Origin of the sequence: Ezakiella peruensis (genome assembly GCF_900215725.1) — a bacterium.
GTDB lineage: Bacteria > Bacillota > Clostridia > Tissierellales > Peptoniphilaceae > Ezakiella > Ezakiella peruensis.
Genome location: NZ_LT962469.1, coordinates 238,543 through 262,471, shown reverse-complemented (window position 1 = coordinate 262,471; position 23,929 = coordinate 238,543). Strand labels below are relative to the sequence as shown.

Here is a 23,929-nt window from a genome sequence, read left to right as displayed (position 1 = left end):
TCCTCCTTTAATCGTCTATGGTTCTTTCATAGCCCGCTGTGAAAATTCCCATCATAGTTATGCATGAGATAATGCAAGCTAGGTTCAAGTATATAAAATAATCTTCAACTTCAAAAAAGTATGTTAACATTATTATAAGAGGCGTTGTGATAGCCTCAAGTGCCAAGGTATACAAATTTGTATAAACCATTATCATCTCTAAAAAACTCGGTGCCTTAGGATACATAAGAACTGCAATTAGCGATAGGACCGAGCCAATTATTAGAAGGCCGTGAATCCCATAAACTGCAGTCTTATAATCTATCTTTTGCCTGCCAATATACCTGCCAGCAAAATACCAAATGATTAAAAAAATCAGAGAAAGCCCAATGCCAACCCAGCTTTTGTAAGTCGTAATCCTCATCAAAAAATCATAGATCATTGAGTAAATAACTGGTATGGCAAAGATGATAAAGAGCTTCATAAAATTATCTTTGGTCAATTTTTTCATTTGTTAAAACTCCCTAGTATCGGCTTCAATTCTTCAGAACACGTGAAAGTCTGATCATCATAAACCGTGTAGTAATAATAATCTGGATAGGATTTTAAAATTTCATCTACCTCGTCTTCGGATTTTAAAAACAAAGACGTGGACAAAAAGTCGCACACATAAGCACTTGGGCCTACGATTGTAATAGACCTCTTGTGGTTGTGGGCTGGGTATCCAGTTTTTAAATCAATAATGTGATGGTAATATTCGCCGTCAATTACAGCGTATCTTTGATAGTCGCCGGATGTAACCAGGGACATATTGCTAGTTGTAATGGTATCCACATAGTCGTTGGTATCAAAGGGACTTTGGATGCCGATTGTAAACTTGTCGCGGTTAGCGGCAGGCTTTCCCATAACGGTAATATTTCCGCCGGAATTTAAAATATAATTATCGATTTTTAAATCCCGCATGAGCTTGACCAGCTCATCATTTAAATAGCCCTTGCAAAATGCCCCGTAATCAAGCTGGGCAGAATTTTTTAAAATTATTTCCTCATCCACAATTTCAATTGAATCTGGGCCACCAGTTTTATTAGCTGCTTCTATTCTCTCTTTGTCAGGAAGCTCTTCATTTAAAATCGCGTCCTTCCAAAGTCTAAATAATTTTCCCTTGGACAGGTCAACCACATAGTCCACATTTTTTTCGTCCTGTAGAACTTGCTTTGTCAGGGCGACCAGTTCCTTGTTGTCTCCCCTGCCTTCGCGGTTAATAGTTGCAACCACACCGTTGCCCTCGTAATCAGTAAGGAGATTGTGGTAATATTTTAATTTTTCTTCGACTGCCTCTTTGACCTCATCCTTGCGACGGGAATCTCCATAATAAGTAATATTAATAACCGTATCAAAATAATCGTAGTATTCCAAGTCGACTTTTTCAAAGCGGTCTTCGCTCTTGCAGCCTGTAAATAATAATAAAATTGCAATTAATAAATAAATAAGTTTTTTCATTACTTGTAATCTCCTAATAGAGCTATGGCAACAACCTCTGCATCGGTCGCAAGCTTAATACACTTGCCAGCCTCGCTAATGGTCCTGCCAGTCGTAATAATATCATCTATAATTATAACCCTTTTTGCCCCCTTAAGTCCAGACTCCTTGGCCTTGAACTTGTGATCTATGTTTTCTCTAATTTTTCCCGTGGCCTTGTGGCTCTCCTTTTGAATTTTTGCCCTTCTCATAGTTGCCCTACAATCCAGACCGGCACACTCTGCAAAAGATTTCGCCATAAGCTCTGCTTGGTTGAAGCCCCGCTTGGCCATGCGGATAAAATCACTGGGAATAAAAGTCACTAGATCATAAGATTTAAAATCAAAATCTTCTTCAGCCAAAGCCCTGTACAAAATTTGACCCAAAATTTTTCCCCAGGCGTAATTTTTTCCAAACTTAAAATCCAGCATGATATCTTTTAAAATTCCGTCATAGGTAAAAGGCGCAATCACTTGGTCCACATATTTTAATTTTACCTGGGCATCGTTTCTTTTAAATTCGCTGAAGCACTGGTCACAGACCATGCCCTTGCCCCTCTTACATATCGGACAATTCCCTTGCAAAGTCAAGTGCCTCCTCAATTTTTATATTTAAACTCGTGTTTCTCTTTTGTATATTTGTGTTTTTAATCATCTGCTTAAAGGTGTCCATGGACCCCATTACCAAGAGGAGTTCCTTGGCCCGTGTTAGTCCAGTATAGAGTAAGTTTCTATTGTTTAAAAGATAATTGGACTTCCATGCGATAAAAATTACGCAGGCAAATTCTGAACCCTGAGACTTGTGGACTGTAATTGCATAGGCCAGCCTGAGCTCGCCCAGGTCTTCCTCTTCGTACTCAGCATAGTAGTCGTCTGAGAATAAAACCGTAACAGTCCTTAGGGCCTTGTCGATGTTCGTGACGATTCCAATATCTCCATTGAAAACGCCCATTTCTTCGTCCTTGACCAGGCTCTTGTATCTGATCTTGCGTTCGTAATTATTTTTTATTTGCATGACCTTGTCGCCGACTTTAAAAATCCCGTGCTTAGTCTTTAATTTTGCTTGGCTCTCAGAATTTAAATGCTCTTGCAAAAATTCATTTAAATTATCTGTGCCCAGCTTACCTTTTTTGGTCGGAACCAAAATCTGTATGTCATTAATTGGATCAAAGCCATAATAAGACGGCAGCCTTTCGGCTAATAGGTCATAAATGGTCGACAAAAATTCGTCTTCATCAGTCTGGCCCATAAAAAATACGTCACCAGCCTCCTTGTTAAATTCAGGCATCCTGCCATTTTTTATATCAGACGATGCGATTGAAATCTCTGATGTATCAACTCGCCTGTAAATATTTGTAAGTCTGGTCTTTGGAATTGCGTCGACCGAAATCAAGTCCTTTAAAACATTGCCCGGCCCAACGCTTGGCAACTGGTCGCTGTCGCCAACAAGGACCAAAGACGTGTGGTCTTGCATGGCCGTCAAAAGCCCTGCAAATAATTCTGTATCCACCATACTCATCTCGTCGACCAAAATAATATCGGCTTCCAGTTCCTCGGTCGGCAAATCGTAATCGTCCTCAGACCTCGGCTTTAATCCAAGCATCCTGTGAATGGTCTTGGCCTGGCCACCTGTAGTTTCCTCAAGGCGCTTGGCCGCCCTGCCAGTTGGAGCCGAAAGTTTTATATCCAGCTTCAGCTTGTGGGCAATATCCATTATTGCGCGGACAATTGTGGTCTTACCAGTACCAGGCCCCCCAGTAATAATAGAAATATTATTTGTAAGGGCCATCTTTATGGCAGACTTTTGCGTCTCATCGTAGGGCTGACTCGTCTCGGCCAAATATTTATTTATAACCTGGTCTATGATTGGATTTTCTTCCCGGTCCCGCATAATTAAATCCGCCGTATACCTGGCGGCCGTATTTTCCAGATAGTTTAAATCAGATAGATAAACCCTGGTGTCATTTTCACTTGGCTCGCGGACTATGTCGCCGCCAATCACCAGCTCTGTAAAGATCCTATTTATATCGCCAAGGTCATCCACCAATCTGGTCGATGAATTTTTTATCTCCTCTTCATAAAGGAACATGTCCCCATTTAGCTGGGCCTCTTGCAGGATGTAAACAATGGCTGCCTTGACCCTGCGCGGATCATTTTTTTCTATGCCCATCTTGTTTGCCAGGGCGTCTGCCCTCACAAAACCAAAACCTGGCACAGTCCTTGAGACCCTATATGGATCTTCCTTTAAAATATCTACGGCGTCCCCGGAAAATTTATCATAGAGTTTTTTCGCCACGAAACCCGTGATCCCATATTCGGCCAACTCAACAAAAACCTTGCGACTTCCCTGGCTTTCTTCAAGTGAATCCAAGATTTTTTTCAAAGTCGCAGGGCCAATACCCCTGACTTCAATCAGCCTCTCAGGATTATTTTCAATTATATCGGCCGTCTCGTCGCCAAAATGGTCAATAATACTCTTCGCCGTAACTGGCCCAATGTTTTTCACATTGCCAGCCATCAAATAATTTCTCATGCCGGCTGAGCTGTATTCCTTGTCCCTCTCGGCGGATGTGAATTGGAATTGCTCGCCGTAGCGGTCGTGATAAGTAAAATCGCCCTCCAGTTCGAGTGCGTCGCCCGGATAAAGGTTAAATAAAATTCCGGTACATGTCAGAGAACCGTCCTCTGTATCCATTACAAAGACGGAGTATCCGTTTTCACTATTCGTAAAAATTACTCTCTCAACTATACCGGAAATTTGCATTTATTTACCAAAGCCTCCTTAGCTTTTTTATTTTTTCTTAAAAATTTTATTTAAGTTCGCTTATATCGCCAAAAGTGTAGCCCATCTCGCGCGCCTTATCGATTATTTGGCCCAAAACTTTTGTATTTGTATCTGAAACTGCGTGGAGTAGAATTACGCTGCCATCGTGAAAATTCGAAGTGATCTTTTCAATAGCCGCTTGCTCGCCTGGTTGATTTTTGGTCTCCCAATCCTTGTAGGCAAAGGACCAAAAAACTGTCCTGTAGCCCAGACTCTCTGCAGCTGATAATGTCGCCTCGCTGTATCCACCAGCCGGCGGACGATAGAAGGGACTCATATTGCCACCAATAATCTCTGCGTAAATTTGCTCTAGGCCTTGAATGTCGTCCACAAATTTATTTTCTGCCAAAGCTTGTGGCGGATTTAAATGGTCAACCGTGTGGTTACCCACATAGTGGCCCTCGTTAACCATGCGACTAACAAGTTCTGGCTGACTCTTTACATAGTGGCCAGTTACAAAGAACAATGCCTTAACGTTTTTCTCTGCCAATGTATCCAAAATCTTGGCTGTATTGTTGTTGTATTCATAGCCTTCATCAAAAGTTAAATATAATTTGTTGGCGCCAGTTGGCCTTTGCCAGATGGCCCCGTATTTTGCAATCATACTTGCTATGCCCTCATCAATTGTTGATTTGGGTTGACCCGGCCTATACCACCAAGACAGAGCCTTGTTTGAAAGTCCGCTTACATTTATATCGGATTTTTCAATGGCCTTTGGCGGTTCAGACTTTTGAGTGAGATCGATTGTTGTAGTTTCAGATTTTTTCTCTTCGGTCTTTGTCTGATCTTTTTTATCTTCCTTCTTGTCCTCTACCTTGTCTTTATTTTCTATTTTTTTCGAATCCTCGCTAGGCTTTTCTTCCTTGTCAGAATCTTTTTTATCCTCTACAAGTAAATCGATCGTCTCTGTTTTTTTCTCTTCTGTTTTTTCTTCTTGCTTTTCTTCGGCCTTTGGATTTTCCTTAGGATCTTCTTTTTTGTCAGTATTTTCTACTGACTGGTCTTTTTTATCGGCTAAGTCCTTTTTATTTTCAGAATCCTTTGGGCCTTCACTGGTGGACGTGCTCTCACTAGCAGACGTGCTTTCACTAGTAGACGCCTGATCACTAGTGGACGCGTCCTTACTAGGCTCAGCCTCTTGACCTTGAACCTGGTATTCGTTTTCGTAGGTCCCCTTTGAGTAGTCGTCAACAATTGAGCACCCGCTAAAAAGCAAGGCTAAAAATACAATAAAAATTCTAATTTTTCTTTTCATTATACATTAAATCTAAATAAAACTACGTCGCCTTCTTGCATGATATAATCCTTGCCTTCCAGGCGAATCTTGCCCTCTTCACGAGCCCTAGCCATGGACCCGTCAAGTTTAACCAGCTCATCATAAGAAATAACTTCAGCCTTGATAAAGCCGCGTGAAATATCAGTGTGGATTTTTCCTGCAGCGTCTTGGGCACGAGTGCCTTGCTTGATAGTCCAAGCCCTGGTTTCCATTTCCCCAGTTGTTATAAAGCTCATAAGTCCCAATGTCTTGTAAGAAGCCCTTACAAGTTTGTCCAGTCCTGATTCTTCCATGCCCATTTCTTGTAAAAATTCCTTCTTTTCATCGTCGTCAAGCTGAGAAATTTCTTCTTCAATCTTAACCGAAACCTCAATGACCTCTTCCTTGTGGTCGGCCGCGTATTTCTTGATATCATCAACATACTTGTTGCCGCCTGCAATCAGATCGTCGTAGGAAACATTGGCCACGTAAATTAAAGGCTTGGCAGTTAGGAATTGGTACTGGTTTAAAAGAGCCTTTTCATCTGCATCAAATTCCAATTCACGAATATTTCTTCCCTCGTCTAAGTGGTCCTTGACGCGTTTTAAAATCTCCAGATTTTTTTGCAATTTCTTGTCAGCCCGAGCTTGCTTTTCAAGTTTTGTATAAATATTATCCATCTGAGCCATGTCTGATAAAATCAGCTCAGTATCAATTGTTTCGATGTCGCGAATAGGGTCAACTTCCCCGTCAACGTGAACGATATTTGGATCATCAAAGGCCCTTAAGACATGGACAATTGCGTCTGTCTCCCTGATATTTGACAAAAATTTATTGCCCAGACCTTCGCCCTTGCTGGCGCCCTTGACGAGACCTGCTATATCGTAAAATTCTATAACAGCAGGCACAACCTTTTTTGTGTTGCCCAGCTTATGAAGAACTTCCAGCCTCTCATCAGGCACATTAACCAAACCCACGTTTGGATCTATAGTACAAAAAGGATAGTTTGCAGCCTCTGCACCCGCCTTTGTAATCGCATTAAAAAGAGTAGACTTGCCAACATTTGGCAAACCAACAATACCTAATTTCATTTATAAACACTCCTCCTCATTATTATCATAATTATACCATAAAGGCGGGATTTAAACAACAAAAGCCAGAGACTTAAAAGGCCTATTGATTTTTTAAGCAAAATAAAAAACTGGCCATGGCGGCCAGCAAAAAATGTTTTTTTAAAATTTTTATTCGATTGTTCTTTTTTTCTTTAAGACCATATTGCAGATTAAAAAGTAGACAAAACCCATGGCAAGCATGATAATTAAATTCATTATAAATCTCTTATCAAATTCTGCGACGCCGGCGTTTTGTCCGAAGTAGTAATATGGAAAGGCCTTGCCCATATTTATCATCCAGTCTGGTAAAAATTCCATTGGTATAAAGGCTCCGCCAGTTGTGGCCAGGAGCATTGAAAATACGTTTGCCACTCCAGCTAGGACAGATTTTTTGTCCGAAATCGCCGTGGCCAAGTTTACCATGCCCAAGATTGAAAGTGTAAAGACCAAGAAGTTTATAGCGGTTATTCCCATGTGGGCCCTGGTCTCTGGAATCATAATTCCAATTACCGTAAGCATTATAATATTTAAGACAAGGCCAATAGTCGCTTGGCCCAAAAACATTTGCCCATTGTAAGACCCACTCGTAATTGGAGAAGCAATGGACCGCTTGTAGAAATCAATTCTATTTAACTCAGCATTTACCATGCTTATATTAAACATGAGCATGCCAATCATAATAGAGCCAGCAAACTTGTACATATAATTAATGTCGACTTCACTTCCGCCCTTGGACTCGATTCTTACATTTGAAGATACATCCATCATTTCCTTGGCCTTGGCCACATCCAAGTCATAGTATCTGAGATAGCCCATGAACTGGGTCAAATCATAGGCCGCACTCTGGCCGGCTGACTCATTGTTGGTATAAGTGGAGATGGCTGGACCCGAATCGGACAAGAGCAAGTCCTTGGCATTTTCATTTATGGTCACAATGAGGGCCGTATCTTTTAAAGTGATCGCCTTTTCCTTTTCAACCTCAGTCAAATTTTTATAGCTTATATTGTTGTCTGCCAAAAAATCCTTAACAGCAGCGGAGACCTCATCACTTGCCCTATCATCGATTATTATATCGGTCTTGGCCTTCTTGAAAGCCGAGACGTCCAATTCATTTGCCATATTAAAAATAACTCCCGCAAAAATGCAAGCATATATTAAAATTGCAAAAATATTTTTCTTGACCGCTTTCATAAAATGTTTAAATACTATCATAGCGATTCTCCTTCATCTTAAGGGCGGCGAGTAATATAAAGGCCAGGCTGATCCCAAGGATAATAAAGACTTGTGATTTTATCCCTTCCACGCTTCCCAGGGTGTTGGCCTGATAAATTCCATCCCCAACCATCTTAACAGGATTGTAGTCTGCAAATCTGCCAAAAACTTTGTTTAAGACCTGCCTAAAATAAATTCCGTATAAGCCAGCTGCTCCAGATAAAATCATCATAGTTGTTTGGACTATGGCCCCACGAGCGTTGGAAGAAATATTTCCCAGATACACGGTCATTAGGCCCAAGGAATAAGAAAAAATTGATCCAACCATAAAAATCAAATAAGTCATCTTGTAATTGGAAATAAAATCCTCGCCGAGGACATACTTGGCGTAAAAAATTGATATAGTAAGAACCAAGGCCTGCATGACCATGGCGATAATAAATTCATTTACAATAGCCTTTAGCTTTGAAGACGGGCTTATCAAAAACCTCATAGCAGGCTTGGTGATGTTGGCCTGGTAAAGTTCAACTGCCGACACCCCGCTATAGGCGCACATATATGAAATCATAGCCATAAGTGCAAAGAAAAAGGATGCCTTGTAAGAAACATTTTTGCTCTTGTTTTCTATTGCTTTAGCTTGCACTGCAGCTTGAAGAGCCTGAGGATCTTTTTGGGCCCGCAAAATATTGTCTGCAAAGGACTTTAGTAGGCTAGCAGAAAATCCATTGCCAGCCAAGATTACATTGGAATCCTTGTCAATATAGCCAGCTATGTCGCCATTTTTGAGCGGGTCTTTGTAGTCATCAGACAGGGTGAATTTAAAAATTCCCGTGTCCTCCATATAATTTGCAGCCAAATTTTCAGGACTCATATAGGCCTTGACTTCAAATTTTGTATCCTCGTCTGGCATGGCCGAAATCAAAATGGTCATCAAAAACAAAGGAAAAATTATCATCCAAAAAACTGTTACCTTGTCCCTAATAAAATTTAAAAATGCATACTTCATTCTCTTAAGTCCCTACCCGTCAGCTCTAGGAAAACGTGTTCCAAACTCGGTCTTTCAGAGTAAATGGCATCGTATTTTAAGTCATTTCCTTCCATGAAGTCCATCAGGTGTTTTAAATTATCCTTGCCCTTGTTGAAGGCCAGCTTATAAAGGCCATTTTCCTTGGTCAATTCGCTTACATTGACAATGGACTTTAATTCTTCCGACAAATCTTGGTCAGTATTTAATTTTATACTGATGAGTTCCTTGGTGGAAATCATGTCTTTGAGTTCATCAGCTGTACCCGATGCTATTGACTTGCCTTTTTCCATAATGACGATTTTTCCCGCCACCTGTTCAACCTCGTCAAGGTAATGGGTGGTGTATAAAATAGTCATCCCCTTGTCGCAGAGAGTCTTGATTTCATTTAAAATAAAGCTCCTTGTTTGGGCGTCAACTGCAACCGTAGGTTCATCCAAAATTAAAAAGTCCGGATTGTGAGCAATGCCACAGGCAATATTTAACCTCCGCTTCAGACCTCCCGATAATTTCTTTGGAAAAAACTTTTGATAGTCCTTGAGCTGGGTGAAACGAATAGCCTCGTCCACCATCTCTTTTCTCTTGACAGAATTCTTTTCATAAAGGCCGCAAAAATAATCGATATTTTCACGGACATTTAAATTGTCGGACACCACAATATCCTGAGGAACCAAACCAATCCTCGCCTTTATGTCATTTTTATCCGGCCCCATGTCTTCACCAAAAACTTTGACCGAGCCCGAATTAAATTTAAGTAAACCCATAATGCAGTTGATGGCAGTAGTCTTGCCACAACCATTGGGCCCCAAAAGAGCCAGCCTGTCCCCCTCATTAATCGATAAATCAAAATGATCAAGGGCAGTCAGGTCCTTATATTTTTTAACTAAATCTCTAATCTCAACAACCATACAAGCCTCCTTAAGCCTATTATAAAACACATATGTAAATAAGTAAAGAAAAATGAGTAAAGAAAATTTAATATGATAGGATAAATATTGCATACGTGGGGGTTCACTCACAATCAGTCCCCGCACTAGAGAAATAAAAAACCGATATGCTTTGCATCTGTAATTTTTGTTTGGTGCAGGTGGCGAGGACTTGACCCTCGCCCTGCTAAAAACTCGCCTTTCACTCCTTTCGATTTCTTTTCTCCTTGCGGCGTATAGGCATACGCCTCAGTCGAAAAAAATCTGCAGTTCGCAAAATTCTTCGTTTTTTTCTAGGGCGATTAAGTTACGAGCAGAGTGCTTAAGGATGGCTGTCGTTATTTATAATTGCTAAAGTGCGAGGCGTGGGGATTTACACAACTTCAGTCCCCGTGCCAAACAAAAAGCAGGTCACATAGTGACCTGCTTCCTTGTTTGGTGCGGGAAAGAGGACTTGAACCCCCACGCCTCGCGGCACTGGAACCTAAATCCAGCGCGTCTGCCAATTTCGCCATTCCCGCATATTAAATTTTGTCAGTGCTTGCAACTTATATCATCGAAAATTTCTTTTAAAAAAATTGGTGACCAATTCGCTTGCTCGTTCGCGGCGACTACTTGATTAAAGGCAAGTGTTCTCAAACTGAGCTAGCTTATTGTCCCTTTACTTTTTACACCTTTTAAAATAAATTGGTGACCCATCCGCGACTCGAACGCGGGACTCCTTGATTAAAAGTCAAGTGCTCTGCCAACTGAGCTAATGGGTCATAAATGGGGTGGATGATGGGAGTCGAACCCACGATCTCCAGAACCACAATCTGGCGCCTTAACCAACTCGGCCACATCCACCATGCTTGGGTTGGAGCGGGTGAAGGGAATCGAACCCTCGTAATCAGCTTGGGAAGCTGACGCTCTGCCATTGAGCTACACCCGCAAATGGGGCTTGCTCTGGTGTCTCAACCACTGACAAAATATATTATACATTAATAAAAATACTTTGTCAAGCATTTTTTATATATTTATTAAAAATTTTTAAAAGAGTTTCTCTACTATTATTTTTATATTTAACCCTTGATTTTATGCCTTTTGTGTTGACTTAAAAGATATGAATGCCGCCACAAATACAAGGATCATTCCAATTCCTGTTGCGAAATCAATCTTATCTCCGAATAGGAAGTAACCAAAGATTGATGAGAAGACTACACTTGAGTAATTGTAAATGCTTACCTTCGAAGCAGGCGCCATCAGATAGCTCTTGGTCAAAAAGTATTGGCCGCAAGCTCCGCCGATGCCGACCATTAGCATACCCAGTGCTTCTTTGGCATTTGGCACTTTAAATCCCTTGATCATAAAAGGCGCTAAGATTACTACTGTTACCAAACCAAAGGCTAACATTACTGTCTCGCCTTCTTCCTTGCCCTTGAGCATGCCAATTATTACATAGGCCATGGCTGCAAAGAGGGCTGATAAAAATGCGACTATAGAATAGATATTAAAGTCCCCTGTTGGCTTGGTGATTATGGCCACGCCCACAAAGGCTAAAATTAAAGAGATTACATCGATTTTTGTAACTTTTTCCTTTAATAATATGGCTGCAAAGACCACTACAAAAAACGGACTCGACTTTTGTAGGATGGCCGCCTCTGCTGTTGGCAGGTATTTGGTGGCTATAAAATACAAAAGCACGCCAAGCATGCCAAAAAATCCTCTTAAAAATAATTTCGGTATATTCTTTTTATCCCTTACATATGGCTTGCCTTGTTTTTTTAATGAGATTATTGAGGTGAACACCAAAAATAAATTTCTCATTACAACCAGCTCCACGACTGGTACTGTCTGTGCAGAATATTTCACTGCCATCTGCATTACCGCAAAGGAAAATGCAGATAGCAGCATTAATATACTGGCTTTTTTAATATTTTCATCCATTAAAATTCAATTCCCTTTCTGGCAGGAATTCCTTCTTGGTAGTGGTGTTTGACCTCTTGAACATTGGAAACCATCTTTGCGATTTCTTGGAGTTCTTCTGGTGCATACCTGCCTGAGATTACTATATCTTTTTCTTCTGCTGCCTTTTCTAAGACGCCTTTGACTTCGTCCATTGGCAGGAGTTCATAAAACATTGCTACATTTAACTCATCTAGAATATAAAGGTCAAAGTCTTCGTCAAGCTTTTTAACAAAGAGATCCCAGCCTTCGCGGGCTGCCTTTTTGTCTTCTTCTTCAGCATTTCTTTTGATAAAGCCTTTTCTGCCTGCCAAATGTGTTTCAATATTTTCAAAGGTCTTTAGGGCTTTGATTTCGCTGTATTCGCTGCCCTTCATAAATTGCATAAAAAATACCTTGCCGCCATTGCCTAGCATCCTTAGGGCCATTCCTAAGCATGAGGTGGTCTTTCCTTTTCCGTTTCCTGTAATACAAAATAACATATAATCCTCCTATTTAAATGTCTTTTTATCAATTACTTTTAAGTCGTGATCGAGTTCATAAATAATTGGGCTGCCTGTTGGTATCTCAAGACCCATGATATCTTCATCTGAAATTCCTTCCAGGTGTTTGGTGAGGGCTCTTAGAGAATTGCCGTGGGCTGCTATAATTATATTTTTTCCATCTCTTAAGTCAGGTTCAATTTGGTCTTGCCAAATAGGCATTACCCTTTCCAGAGTGATTTTTAAATTTTCTGCCATAGGAACCACATCTTTGAGATAGCGTCTGTCATTTACTTGACTTAGTTCGTCATCTGCATTCATAAGTGGTGGAAGGGTGTCATAAGACCTCCTCCAAATGTGAACTTTTTCGTCCCCGTATTTTTCGGCTGTCTCCGCCTTATTTAAACCTTGGAGAGCACCGTAGTGTCTTTCGTTTAGCCTCCATGACTTAACAGTTGGTAACCAAAGTTGGTCGCTTTCTTCTAATATTATATTTAAAGTCTTTATAGCGCGTTTTAATACCGAGGTATAAGCCTTGTCGAATTCTAAACCATGATCTTTTAGGATTTGGCCAGCGTGTTTGGCTTCGGCGTATCCTTTTTCGCTTAAATCAACATCAACCCAGCCTGTGAATTTGTTTTCTAAATTCCATTCGCTTTGGCCATGTCTTACAAGTACAAGTTTCATAAGTCCTCCTTATTTTTTACTATACAAATATTTTATCATTTATAATATCAATATGCAAACTGTATTTCTAATATACCCCAATTTTGGCCAATAAAAAAGCTCCCTGGGGAGCAATTTTAATTTCTTATTTCTTTTTCTTTGATTTTTTCTTTGAGTTAACTGATTCTTTAAGAGCTTTACCTGCTTTGAAAGCTGGAGCTTTTGTTGCAGGAATCTTGATAACTTCTTCTGGGTTTCTTGGGTTTCTGCCTTCTCTAGCTTTTCTTTCTCTTACTTCGAATGTACCAAAGCCAATTAATTGTACTTTGTCACCACTTGATAGAGCTTCTGTGATTGATTCGATTGTAGCATTTAATGCTCTTTCTGAATCTTTTTTTGTCATTTCAGTTTTTTCAGCAATTGCTGCAACTAATTCGGATTTATTCATAAATTTACCTCCTATTATTGCTTTGCGAACAGTTTCCCTGTTCGTCTATTGATATTTTACCCCATATTGTTGGATATATCAAGCCTTTTAGCCAATTTTAATAATAATAAATTTAAATTTACAATAAATTTTGCGTTTTTACGCACTTAGTCTTCTGTAAATAGATCTTTAAAATCATACAAGCCTTCATTAATGTTTTCGCCAATTTCAAATAATACTTTATATAAATTTTCTTTATCTCGGTCGACCTCATCGAAGCCAGTCTTTTTGAAAGCCTTTCCTTCCATAGCTGCCTTAATTATATCCATGGGCCCGCTGATTTTTTCAGCTGGAACTATAATTGTAAGCCTGATATCTGCCTTGACTTTTCTATCCAGCTCATATAGAAAAATTTTATCGCAAGTCTCTTCGTTTTTTATGCCGGCGTTATTAATAGCGTAGACAATTTTTTCGTCGTCGTAAATTTCCATGAGTTTGAGTTTTACATCGCTTAGCAAAAATTCATTCCAGGCTTGGGTAATCATTATATTGAGCCTGGGGTTTATATTTGCAATGTCCACATCCATGGCGTCCAAAAATAGGGCCCCCTCAACTGGGTCAATCTTGGCCAAAGAAAAACACGGCTCTATAAAGCTAACTGCCTCTATATATTTGATGTCGTCTGTCATCTCCCTCAGCCTTTTTACTGTGCTCTCTGCAATGGATGGACTGCCTGGCACAACATAGCAGACGCTTTTGTCCTTGGCCTGGTCAAAGACGTATTCAGCTATGGACTGGTATAAGTTTTCAAAATCTTCTATTGTCTCGTACATATAATCCAGGGCTTCAAAGTCGATATTCTCTTCCATTAAGAGGTCTACGCTAGGGTGGTGGACAGTTCTTAATATGACCTTATCCGCCTCCTTCATAGCCTTTATTGCTTCAATTGTAACTGCGTTTTTTTCTCCAAAACCTATTCCTGCTATTGTAATCATTATTTTCTCCTCAACATTTCAAAGTCTTCTCTGGTGAAGGACTTGGTCGCAAATAAAATTCCAAAGTAGATGACAACTGCTATTATTATTGCAACAAGGGTCGCAAGCTTTGTTCCTATAAATCCGCTGGCAAGGGCTTGGCTGTAATAAGCGGCAAAGCCCATTATAATAGAAGCGACAAAATAAATTATAATATTTTTATCCAGGCTAAAGGCCATATACTTATTTACGGATGCAATATTTAATCCGGCTGTTATGGTATAGCCTACAACTGAGCCGATGGCTGCCCCGTAGACATTCACGCTGGGGATCCTTGTCAAATAAATTGTCAAAATAATTTTAACGACCGCTCCAATTAATAGATTTAAAACTGGTACCCTCTCCTTGCCAAAAGCCTGCATAATTGAGCTGGTAATTGTAATTAGCATAAGGGGAAGGGTAGACAGGGATAAGATTTTTAAAATCAAAGCCGTCCCTTCCTTGGCCATGGCGCTGGTGGTTGGGTAAATCAAAGAGATGATTGGATAAGATAGGGAAAATAATCCAACCATGCATGGGAAGGCCAGTAAAAATGTAAGTTTAAAAATCATTGACAGCTTTCCCTCTAGTTCCTTGTGGTTTTTCTTTTCAACCAAACTTGTAATAACTGGTATAATTGAAACGCCAAGTGCAACCGCAAAAACTTGTGGCATATTTATAAGAGTTTGAGCCATGCCCTTGAGCCAGGCAAAACGCAAGTTGGCTTCTTCTGGACTAAAACCAATTGCTTGAAGGCCGTCCATAACCAAATAAATATCAATTGAATCCATAATTGGGACAATGGCCGCCCCAATAGAAATTGGCAGGGCGATCATTATCATTTCCTTTAAAATTTCCTTGGACTCAGATGTCTCTTGGACGCCTATAGTAACTTCGCTGTTTAAGTCTGCCCTGTATCTAAAGTGAACGGCAAACATATATAAAAGCCCAATTATAGAGCCAATACCAGCAGCCAAAGTCGCGCCGCCAGCTGCAAATTCCAAACCCCTTGGCAAGAGCAACTTGGCAAGGACAAGGCCAGAAATTAATCTAAAGCCTTGGACCAAGACTTGACTGATGGCCGTTGGCCCCATAATTTGCCTGCCCTGGTAATAACCCCTAATGCCAGCGAGCATTGGCGAAACAACCATGGCTGGTACAAGGGCCACCATAGAATAATAAGCGCCAGGATTTTTATAAAAATTTGCCAATCTTTCAGCAAATATAAAAATCATCAGGCCAAAAAATATTCCTAAGGCTCCCATGAGATACATAGACAACCTCAATATTTTTTTGCTGTCCCTGTATTTTTCTTGGGCCACGCTTGCCGCCACCATTTTTGAAATGGCAACGGGGAGTCCTGCCGTTGAGATCGCCAGCATCATCTCGTAGATCGGATAAGCCGTTTGATAGTAGCCCAGGCCCTCATCGGTTATCATAGCGGTGATTGGGATCCTGTAAATGGCTCCGATAATCTTTACAATAATTCCCGCTATGCCAAGCATGGCTGCATTTTTGCCAATGGATTTTACTTTTTTCTCCATAACTTCCTCTTTCTAATAAAAAATATAAAAAAATAGAGACTGAAATCCTTCAGTCTCAAACATTCAAAAATTATTCTTCTTCAGCTTCAGAGTCTTCGCCGATTTCTGGTACTTCAGCTGCGCTTACTTCTTCAGTTTCTTCTTCAGCTTCTTCAGCTTCATGAGTTAGAAGACATACTGTTTCGTCAAGATCTGTAAGTACAGTAATTTTTTCATCTTTAACAATGTCCAAGTCAGCAACTGTAATTTGGTCGCCAATTTCCATGTCGATTACATCAATAGTAATAACATCTGGTAGGTCTCCAGGTAAACATTCGATGTGAAGAGTATTTAATGTTTGAATAAATACAGATGGTTGAACTTTGATATCGTCTCTGTTTAAACAGTCGATAGGAACTTCAACTCTAATTGCTTCGTCCATCTTAATACCTTGGAAGTTTACGTGTAAAACTTGGTTTTTGAATGGGTGTCTATCTATTTCTTTGATAATTGTTGGATATGCTTTTCCATCAATCATAACATCTACAATATTTGTAAAGCCGGCTTCGTTAAAGACAATGTCAAAATCTCTAGCTGAAACTGTGATTGGGTGAGTTTCTTCACCTTTTTCAAATATTGCAGCAGGGACATTCTTCTCGGCTCTGATCTTCTTAACTTTATTTTTGCCGAGGCCTTCCCTTTCTTGTGCATCTATTGTTATTTTTGCCATAATGTGCCTCCTTATTTAATCCTAGCGTTTATTATACCACAATTTTTTAAAGTATGCAAATTTTTAAATAAAAATATTTATTTTAGGTCCATGTACACTTTTACATGGTTGGAGTCCCTTATCTCTTCCAAGTGTTTTTTAAAATTTTCTTCAAAATACTTGTCTTTAACAACTTCAATCAAGCTGTCGTAGTCCTTGTAGACCTTGTCAACTCTTAGAACATAAAAGCCATCTGGACTTTCTATTGGGTCTGCGTATTCGCCCACAGGACCCTTCTTGACATAGTCCACCAATTCGTCAGGCAAATCCACGGGGTCAACAGCCTTGAGTTCCCCACCATTTACAGCTGAAAATGGGTCCTTGCTATTTAAAATCGCCAGATTTCTAAATGAATCGTGGGACCTCATAATCCTGTAAGCATTGTCGCTTGTGTCAGTCAGTATCATGGATATATCGTATCTGTAAAGCTCTTCTTTGTGGTCTTCATAATAGACCTTCAAGTCCTCATCAGTGGGACTAAATTCTTTCTTGTAATCGGCCTTAATTGCATCGACCATCAGATTTTCTATTATGCTGGCCTTAAAAAATTCTTCGTCAATTTTATTCATTTCCAAAAACTTATTGTAATTATCGTGGCCACCCAGGTCTTCTATCTTGGCTTCAAAAGCCTTTTCGAAAGTTTTTTCATCGATGTCTTCGTGGGATTTTAAATATTCCTTTTCAATGGTCGCCCTCATAATTAATTTTTCCAGGACACCTTTTTTTAAAATTAGGTCTTGGCTTTCAGCCTGGTCTGTAGTCAGCTTTGAAAATTCCTCATCGGCATTGGACTGGTAAATATTTTTGTAATTTTTAAATTCAAAATCATAGGCCTCTTGGCTTATCACCTTGCCATCTATTTCTGCCACCGCTCCCTCAGGCGGCTTTTTGCAGCCGACAAAGGCGAGGACAAGGGCAAGTATCAATAATATTTTCTTCTTCATTTTTCCTCCAATCCTTCAAAAGAAATTTTCATAAACTTTATCAAATCCCTCAAGGGGTTATCTACTCTTAATCTCAAAACCGGGACTACATTGTCAAATACAGCGTCGTCCTTGTAGTTTTCCATAAAAGATAGCATGTCAATCTTCTCAAGCATAGTCGGTTCATACTCTATTCTTACCCATTCGCCCTTTTGACTAATACTTTTTATGAAAACTTTGGACGCCCAATTTTTAATTATACCAATATACATCAAATTTTCAAGTGACTTCGGTACTTCGTTATATCTGTCGACCAATTCATCAATCCAATCGTCCATGTCCTTCAGGCTAGAAAGTACGGCTATGCGCTTGTAAATTTCCATTCTGATTAAGGCATCATCCAAATAATTTTCTGGCAGAGCGGATTCAACTTCCAAGTCGACCTTAGTGTTGATCTCTTCGACAATTTCTTCGCCCTTGATTTCCTTGACCGCCAAATTCAAATATTTCATATAGAGTTCGTAACCGATTTCCATCATGTGGCCACTTTGCTTGAGGCCCAAAACATTGCCGGCTCCCCTGAGTTCCAGGTCCCGCATGGCAATCTTGTAGCCACTACCGAAATCTGTAAATTCTTTCATGGCCATGAGCCTCTTGATGGCTTTTTCATTTAAAACCGATTCGTCCTTGTAAGTGAAATAAGCATAGGCAAGTTTTTCGCTTCTACCAACGCGTCCACGCAGCTGATAAAGTGTGGAGAGTCCCAGCCTGTCCGCCTCGTAAACTATAAGGGTGTTGGCATTTTGTATGTCCATGCCCGTCTCTATAATTGTCGACGTGATTAAAACATCGTATTCTTTTTCCTTAAATTTAATAAATATATCTTCCAGTTGACGCTCAGGCATTTGTCCGTTAGCAATTTGAATACTCGCTTCGGGCACCAGTTCTTGCAAATTTTCCAGCATACGAGATTGGGTCTTTACATCGTTATACAAAAAGTAGACTTGACCGCCCCGATTTAATTCGCGCAAGATGGCCGACCTAATTATGGAATCGTTGTACTGGGCCACATAAGTTTGAACGGGCAAACGATTTTGCGGTGGCTCTTCAATTACAGACAAGGACCTGATGCCCGACAAACTCATGGACAGAGTCCGCGGTATAGGCGTAGCCGATAAGGTCAAAACGTCAACCCCCTGGCTCATCTCCTTGATTTTTTCCTTGTGCTTGACACCGAACCTTTGCTCTTCGTCAATTACCAGAAGGCCCAGATCTTTAAAGTGAACGTCTTTAGACAACAATCTATGAGTTCCAATTACAAAATCAATATTGCCGGCCGCCAATTCTTCAAGAGTCAATTTAATTTGCTTGCTAGTCCTAAAGCGACTTAAATTTCCAATTCTAATTGGAAAAGATTTAAACCTTTCCATTGCCGTTTGCGTGTGCTGCTCGGCAAGCAAGGTTGTAGGCGCCAGCATGGCCACCTGTTTGCCATCCATAATCGCTTTAAAGACAGCCCTAAAGGCAACTTCGGTTTTGCCGTAGCCAACATCACCCAAAAGCAACCTGTCCATTGGATGAGGCGACTCCATATCCTCTTTTATTTGGCTGGCCGTTATCAGCTGGCCATCTGTCTCGTCGTATTTAAAGGCGTCTTCAAAGTCCCTTTGCCAAGGAGTGTCCTTGGAGAACTGGTAGCCGATTTCACTTGTACGTTTAGCATAAAGATCGATAAGCTCACGAGCCATTTCGTCAATGGCCTTCTTGCTCTTTAATTTTGTGTTTTTCCATTGGGCAGAATAGAGGCCGTAGATTTTTGGCTTGGCCCCTTCCTTGGACATGTATTTGTCGATTAAATTTATATTTTCAACTGGTACATATAATTTATCCGATCCCTTGTAGAGAATTTCCAGATAATCTTTTTTGACATCCTTGATTTCAAGAGTGGCTACTCCATTGTAAACGCCAATCCCATGTTCCTCGTGGATGACATAGTCGCCCTTGGAAATATCTTGGAGCCTGAGCTTGGACGATTTCTTTTTGGCTTTTTTTCGTCCTTTATTGGAAGCGCCAAAAATATTTAAATCGCCAAAGACAGCCAGCTTGATATCTTCATTTATAAAACCATTTTTTAAGGCAGCCAAATAAATTTTAATATTTTTCTCATCATCTTCCTGGCCGCTGTATCTTATCCCTAAGTCTTCAGCCGCTTCAATCAAGGCGTCGTACTTAGCCTTGTCAGACCCAACTAAGCTGACATCATAGCCGCTGTCTCTAAGGTCGGCAGCGTCTTTAAATAATTCCAGATAATCCCTGGAATATCTTTGCCCGTCTCGTAAATTTATTTCAACCGAATTTAATTCGACTGGCAACTCTTGGTTCATGTACTGAATATAAGTCGCATTTAGATTTAAACTATAAAAATCCTCCGGCCTATTTTCAATTGGGCCAGCATTTAAAACCTCGCCCGATTCAAAGAGATTTTTGTATTCAAAATCAAAGAATTCATTCTTGCTCTTGTATTCCTTGTGGGCGTAGACTGGGTCGTAAAAAATCACCGGTCTCTTGAAGTCTTCATATAAATAAGACCTCTTGTCCGCGTCCAAATAATCAAAAAATATTTCCCGCTCGCCTTGAAGACCTTCCTCAAGTCCTTCTATTAGGCCCTTAAACTTTACAATGTCCTCTGGATTTTTCCCAGAGATTTCATCTTCGATTTGTTTTTTTATTTTTATTTTGTCTTCATCGTCTAAAATTATTTCAATTGCAGGAAAGATTTCGCAGCCGTCTATAAAATCAGTTGATAATCTGGTCTCAGGATCAACCTTTCTGATGGTATCGACCTCATCATCAAAAAATTCCACCCGAAAAATTCCTTCGCTGCTCGGTGGGAAGACGTCAAGTATTCCTCCCCTAAAGGAAAATTCGCCCTTGGTTTCTATGGAGCTCACTCTTTTGTAGCCGCTCTCGGTCAAGGACTTAAACAATACTTCCAAATCAAAAACCTTGCCCGCCTGGAATTTTATTATATGTTTTTTGTAAGTATCCTCCCTTAGATTTTCATCCAAAAAGGTCGAGAGACTCATGACCACAAAGTCCACTTGGTCGTATATGAGTGACCTGATGACTCGGAGGCGGTCGTTCATGTTCTCGTCATTTATAATTTTTAAATTATAATAAACCTTGTCGCGTGGCGGTAGGTAATCGGCGTTAAGTTTGTACATGTCCAGAGTTTTTGCCAGGTCCATGGCCTTTTTTTCTGTGGGCATGATGACAAAATAAGATTTCTTGTCCAATATATATAAGAGGTTTGGAAAAACTTCTTCACTTACACCACAAAAGAGCCCATTTGAATTACTCCCAATGGACTCAATTAGATTTTTAATATTCTTATCGTGTAAAAGTTTTTCCAGTACCTTCATTTACTTTTCCAACACCGATCCGTTAAATTTATTCATAACTATGTCTATTGGACTGGCTGTAAATTCATCCAGGGCTTCAACTGCCCTGTCGATTAAATCATCTATAATCTCGTCGTCCTCTTTTGATGGGCGAGCCAAAACAAAATCAGCCAGGTCCATATCTCTTTTAAATTTGCCAACGCCCAATTTCATCTTGGCATAATCATCTGTCTTTAGATGGGCAAAGATGCTCTTAAGGCCATTGTGGGTTCCCTTGCCATTTTTTGCACGAATCCTAAGCATGCCAAGCTCAATTTCTATATCATCAACCACAACTATTATATCTTCCAAGTCGGGCTTGTAGAAATTTAAAACCTCTCCCACAGCCTGACCGCTGTTATTCATATAGGTCATGGGCTTTACCAAAACAACCTTCTCTCCATTTACAAAGGCCTCGCCCAAAAGAGCGTTAAACCTCGCCTTTGAAATGTCGACCCCGTGTTTGTCAGCAAACTTGTCCAAGACCATAAAGCCAGCGTTGTGTCTGGTATCCTCGTACTGCCTGCCGGGATTACCCAAGCCAATTATTATTTTCATTAGTCAAAAATTGTGGCTATGGAATCGTTGTCGTGAATAATCCTGATGGCCCTTGCAAAGAGTTCTGCAACAGAAACAACTTTGATTTTTTCTCTAACTTGTGGTAGGTCTGGTAGGGGAATTGAATCTGTAATTACAAACTCTTCCAGACATGAATCCATAATTCTTTCAATAGCTGGACCACTTAATACCCCGTGGCTGGCTGCCCCGTAAACTTTTGTGGCGCCTAGTTCTTCAAGTTTTTTAGCTGCCTGGCAAATGGTTCCTGCTGTGTCAATAATATCGTCAACCAAAATACAAGTCTTGCCTTCAATGTCACCGATAATATTCATAACTTCTGAGACGTTTGGTTTTGGTCTTCTCTTTTCTATAATAGCGATTGGGAGATTTAAGTAATTTGCAAACTCTCTTGCCCTAGTTACGCCGCCCAAATCAGGACTTACTACAACAGCATTTTCATCGACCTTGTCCTTAAAATATCTGGCCAAAATTCTAATAGCTGACAAGTGATCAACTGGTACGTCAAAGTAACCTTGAATTTGTCCAGCGTGCAAGTCCATAAGAACAACCCTGTCTGCTCCTGCTTTTTCAAGTAAATTTGCTACAAGCTTAGCTGTAATTGGTTCCCTAGGTCTGGTCTTGCGGTCTTGTCTAGCGTAGCCATAGTAAGGAATAACTGCATTTATCCTGCCAGCACTTGCCCTGTGGCAGGCGTCAATCATAATTAAAAGCTCCATCAAGTTGTCATTAACAGGTGCGTGAGTTGGCTGAATAATAAATACGTCAGCACCCCTTACTGTTTCGTTAATTTCAACATTGATTTCTCCGTCTGAAAATGTTGTTACATCGCAATTGGCAAGGTCTAAGCCAAGTCTTGATGCAATGTTTTTAACCAATTCTCTGTTGGAATTGCCAGTTAAAATTTTAATCCCCTTATAAATACTCATTTTTACCTCCACCTACTTTTTGAGTCCTCTTTTTATAACCCAATCTTTGATTTCTCTCTCTTCGCTTCTTTCAATTTTTAAAGCGAAGTCATCTGTATCCTTTGTCGCAACAGTTCCCGCTGCGATAAAAGCATTTTCACCCACCTTAACAGGTGCCACAAGAGTCGAATTAGAACCAATAAAAGCCTTGTCCTCAACTGTCGTCCTGTGTTTGTTTTTTCCGTCGTAGTTTGCAAAAACCACTCCGCAACCAATATTTACATCCGCGCCCACATCAGCGTCGCCAATATAAGCAAGATGGCCGGCCTTGGAACCTTGGCCAAAATTGGAATTTTTTATTTCAACAAAGTTGCCAACCTTGACATTGTCTTCGACCTTTGAACCCGGTCTAACCCTTGCAAAGGGTCCAAAGCTCACATTGTCTCCGATAACCGAGTCTTCCATGTCCACATTTTTTAAAGTGCAGTCGTGGCCAATTTTCATATCTTTTATCATGCTATTATAAATAACTGTGCCCGATTTGATCTCGCAAGGCCCGATTATTTTTACAAAACCCCAGAGCTCAACATCTTCTTCGATAATAGCCTGAGGGTCAATGTAAGTTGTCTCAGGATTGTGGATCATAACTCCAGCTTTTAAACGCTTTTTATTTTCCCTAGCCACCAGGACTCTTTCGCAAAGAAGCAAGTCTTCCCGGTCGTTAACTCCCAGCACTATGTCTGTGTTTTCGCTTATATATGAGTCCACCTTGTAGCCCCTGTCCTTGGCTATGTGAATGGTATCTGTTAACATGTATTCTTTCTTTTTATTGTTGTCGTCAATTTTGTCGATGGTATCCAAGAAAGCCTTGCCAGTGTAGAGGTAGATGCCTGAATTAATTTCATTGGTATATGAAAGTCCCTCTTCCATCTCCTTGTACTCGACAATGGCTTCGAAGTCTCCATCCTTACGAACAATTCGCCCGTATTCCTTGGGATCATCCAAAACCGCCGACAGAACTGTGATGTCGTTTTTATTTTCCTTGTGATAGGCAAAGTATTCTTTGATTGTATCGCTGTCAATAAGGGGCGTGTCTCCATAGATAACCAGGAGGTCGTCGTCCTCATTTACAAAATCCTTGCAAAGTTTAACTGCATAACCAGTCCCATAGGGTTTGCCTGGGCCCACTTCTTGGATGACGATTTCACTGGCAGCTGCCTCAACAATCTCCTTGGCCTGGTCATAGTTTTTTCCCAGAACCGTAATGGTCTTATCAAAACCAGCTTGGCTCACCGAATCAAGGACGTGCTTAATCAAAGGCCTGCCCGCAATTTCGTGGAGGACCTTAGATTTTTTTGACCGCATCCTGGTGCCTTCTCCTGCTGCTAAAATAATAGATTTAAACATAT

General features: G+C 40.4%; 21 protein-coding genes and 4 tRNA genes. All 25 read right to left on the bottom strand.

Annotated features, from left to right (window positions below):
* Positions 1 to 7: 7 nt before the first annotated feature.
* Positions 8 to 490: a hypothetical protein gene (locus CUU59_RS01265; RefSeq protein ID WP_099950213.1), complete on the bottom strand. Its 483-nt coding sequence runs from the start codon at positions 488 to 490 to the stop codon at positions 8 to 10.
* Positions 487 to 1,479, bottom strand: a complete 993-nt coding sequence (locus CUU59_RS01260; RefSeq protein ID WP_099950212.1) for an FAD:protein FMN transferase — start codon at positions 1,477 to 1,479, stop codon at positions 487 to 489. Before CUU59_RS01260 ends, CUU59_RS01265 begins: the two co-directional genes overlap by 4 nt.
* Positions 1,479 to 2,081: a ComF family protein gene (locus CUU59_RS01255; RefSeq protein WP_146036052.1), complete on the bottom strand. Its 603-nt coding sequence runs from the start codon at positions 2,079 to 2,081 to the stop codon at positions 1,479 to 1,481. The genes CUU59_RS01260 and CUU59_RS01255 overlap by 1 nt, the downstream gene beginning before the upstream one ends.
* On the bottom strand, positions 2,056 to 4,260 hold the full coding sequence (recD2, locus tag CUU59_RS01250) for an SF1B family DNA helicase RecD2 (protein WP_099950210.1): 2,205 nt from the start codon (positions 4,258 to 4,260) through the stop codon (positions 2,056 to 2,058). The genes CUU59_RS01255 and recD2 overlap by 26 nt, the downstream gene beginning before the upstream one ends.
* 46 nt (positions 4,261 to 4,306) lie before the next feature.
* Positions 4,307 to 5,575: a polysaccharide deacetylase family protein gene (locus CUU59_RS01245; protein WP_099950209.1), complete on the bottom strand. Its 1,269-nt coding sequence runs from the start codon at positions 5,573 to 5,575 to the stop codon at positions 4,307 to 4,309.
* Complete coding sequence (gene ychF / locus CUU59_RS01240; RefSeq protein WP_099950208.1) at positions 5,575 to 6,666, bottom strand: redox-regulated ATPase YchF; 1,092 nt, start codon at positions 6,664 to 6,666, stop codon at positions 5,575 to 5,577. Before ychF ends, CUU59_RS01245 begins: the two co-directional genes overlap by 1 nt.
* A 150-nt stretch (positions 6,667 to 6,816) precedes the next feature.
* Positions 6,817 to 7,899, bottom strand: coding sequence for an ABC transporter permease (locus CUU59_RS01235; RefSeq protein WP_099950207.1), 1,083 nt, complete (start codon positions 7,897 to 7,899; stop codon positions 6,817 to 6,819).
* Positions 7,886 to 8,905, bottom strand: coding sequence for an ABC transporter permease (locus tag CUU59_RS01230; RefSeq protein WP_099950206.1), 1,020 nt, complete (start codon positions 8,903 to 8,905; stop codon positions 7,886 to 7,888). The genes CUU59_RS01235 and CUU59_RS01230 overlap by 14 nt, the downstream gene beginning before the upstream one ends.
* Positions 8,902 to 9,831 (bottom strand): ABC transporter ATP-binding protein, encoded by a 930-nt coding sequence (locus CUU59_RS01225; protein WP_099950205.1) that lies wholly within the window; start codon positions 9,829 to 9,831, stop codon positions 8,902 to 8,904. Before CUU59_RS01225 ends, CUU59_RS01230 begins: the two co-directional genes overlap by 4 nt.
* 454 nt (positions 9,832 to 10,285) lie before the next feature.
* A tRNA-Leu gene (locus CUU59_RS01220) sits at positions 10,286 to 10,370 on the bottom strand.
* Between the two features lie 167 nt (positions 10,371 to 10,537).
* A tRNA-Lys gene (locus CUU59_RS01215) sits at positions 10,538 to 10,613 on the bottom strand.
* Between the two features lie 5 nt (positions 10,614 to 10,618).
* A tRNA-His gene (locus CUU59_RS01210) sits at positions 10,619 to 10,695 on the bottom strand.
* Positions 10,696 to 10,706: 11 nt separating this feature from the next.
* A tRNA-Gly gene (locus CUU59_RS01205) sits at positions 10,707 to 10,780 on the bottom strand.
* A gap of 143 nt (positions 10,781 to 10,923) precedes the next feature.
* A complete protein-coding gene (locus CUU59_RS01200) occupies positions 10,924 to 11,775 on the bottom strand; it encodes a DMT family transporter (RefSeq protein WP_099950204.1) in 852 nt (283 codons plus the stop codon).
* A complete protein-coding gene (locus CUU59_RS01195; protein ID WP_099950203.1) occupies positions 11,775 to 12,275 on the bottom strand; it encodes a cob(I)yrinic acid a,c-diamide adenosyltransferase in 501 nt (166 codons plus the stop codon). Before CUU59_RS01195 ends, CUU59_RS01200 begins: the two co-directional genes overlap by 1 nt.
* 9 nt (positions 12,276 to 12,284) lie before the next feature.
* Positions 12,285 to 12,962 carry a 2,3-diphosphoglycerate-dependent phosphoglycerate mutase gene (gpmA, locus tag CUU59_RS01190; RefSeq protein WP_099950202.1) on the bottom strand — a complete coding sequence of 226 codons (678 nt, stop codon included), beginning with the start codon at positions 12,960 to 12,962 and terminating at the stop codon, positions 12,285 to 12,287.
* 124 nt (positions 12,963 to 13,086) lie between these two features.
* On the bottom strand, positions 13,087 to 13,389 hold the full coding sequence (locus CUU59_RS01185; RefSeq protein ID WP_099950201.1) for an HU family DNA-binding protein: 303 nt from the start codon (positions 13,387 to 13,389) through the stop codon (positions 13,087 to 13,089).
* Between the two features lie 146 nt (positions 13,390 to 13,535).
* Positions 13,536 to 14,363 (bottom strand): SAM-dependent methyltransferase, encoded by an 828-nt coding sequence (locus CUU59_RS01180; protein WP_099950200.1) that lies wholly within the window; start codon positions 14,361 to 14,363, stop codon positions 13,536 to 13,538.
* Positions 14,363 to 15,925, bottom strand: a complete 1,563-nt coding sequence (locus CUU59_RS01175) for a putative polysaccharide biosynthesis protein (RefSeq protein WP_099950199.1) — start codon at positions 15,923 to 15,925, stop codon at positions 14,363 to 14,365. Before CUU59_RS01175 ends, CUU59_RS01180 begins: the two co-directional genes overlap by 1 nt.
* Positions 15,926 to 15,995: 70 nt before the next feature.
* On the bottom strand, positions 15,996 to 16,634 hold the full coding sequence (locus CUU59_RS01170) for a 50S ribosomal protein L25 (protein WP_099950198.1): 639 nt from the start codon (positions 16,632 to 16,634) through the stop codon (positions 15,996 to 15,998).
* A 77-nt stretch (positions 16,635 to 16,711) separates the two neighbouring features.
* Positions 16,712 to 17,617, bottom strand: coding sequence for a peptidylprolyl isomerase (locus CUU59_RS01165; protein WP_099950197.1), 906 nt, complete (start codon positions 17,615 to 17,617; stop codon positions 16,712 to 16,714).
* Complete coding sequence (gene mfd / locus CUU59_RS01160; RefSeq protein WP_099950196.1) at positions 17,614 to 21,018, bottom strand: transcription-repair coupling factor; 3,405 nt, start codon at positions 21,016 to 21,018, stop codon at positions 17,614 to 17,616. The genes CUU59_RS01165 and mfd overlap by 4 nt, the downstream gene beginning before the upstream one ends.
* The gene (gene pth / locus CUU59_RS01155) at positions 21,019 to 21,594 is read right to left on the bottom strand and encodes an aminoacyl-tRNA hydrolase (RefSeq protein ID WP_099950195.1); all 576 of its coding nucleotides are present in this window, start codon (positions 21,592 to 21,594) and stop codon (positions 21,019 to 21,021) included. It lies immediately after the preceding gene.
* Positions 21,594 to 22,541: a ribose-phosphate diphosphokinase gene (locus CUU59_RS01150; RefSeq protein ID WP_099950194.1), complete on the bottom strand. Its 948-nt coding sequence runs from the start codon at positions 22,539 to 22,541 to the stop codon at positions 21,594 to 21,596. The genes pth and CUU59_RS01150 overlap by 1 nt, the downstream gene beginning before the upstream one ends.
* Before the next feature lie 12 nt (positions 22,542 to 22,553).
* Complete coding sequence (gene glmU / locus CUU59_RS01145; protein ID WP_099950193.1) at positions 22,554 to 23,927, bottom strand: bifunctional UDP-N-acetylglucosamine diphosphorylase/glucosamine-1-phosphate N-acetyltransferase GlmU; 1,374 nt, start codon at positions 23,925 to 23,927, stop codon at positions 22,554 to 22,556.
* Between the last annotated feature and the right edge of the window lie 2 nt (positions 23,928 to 23,929).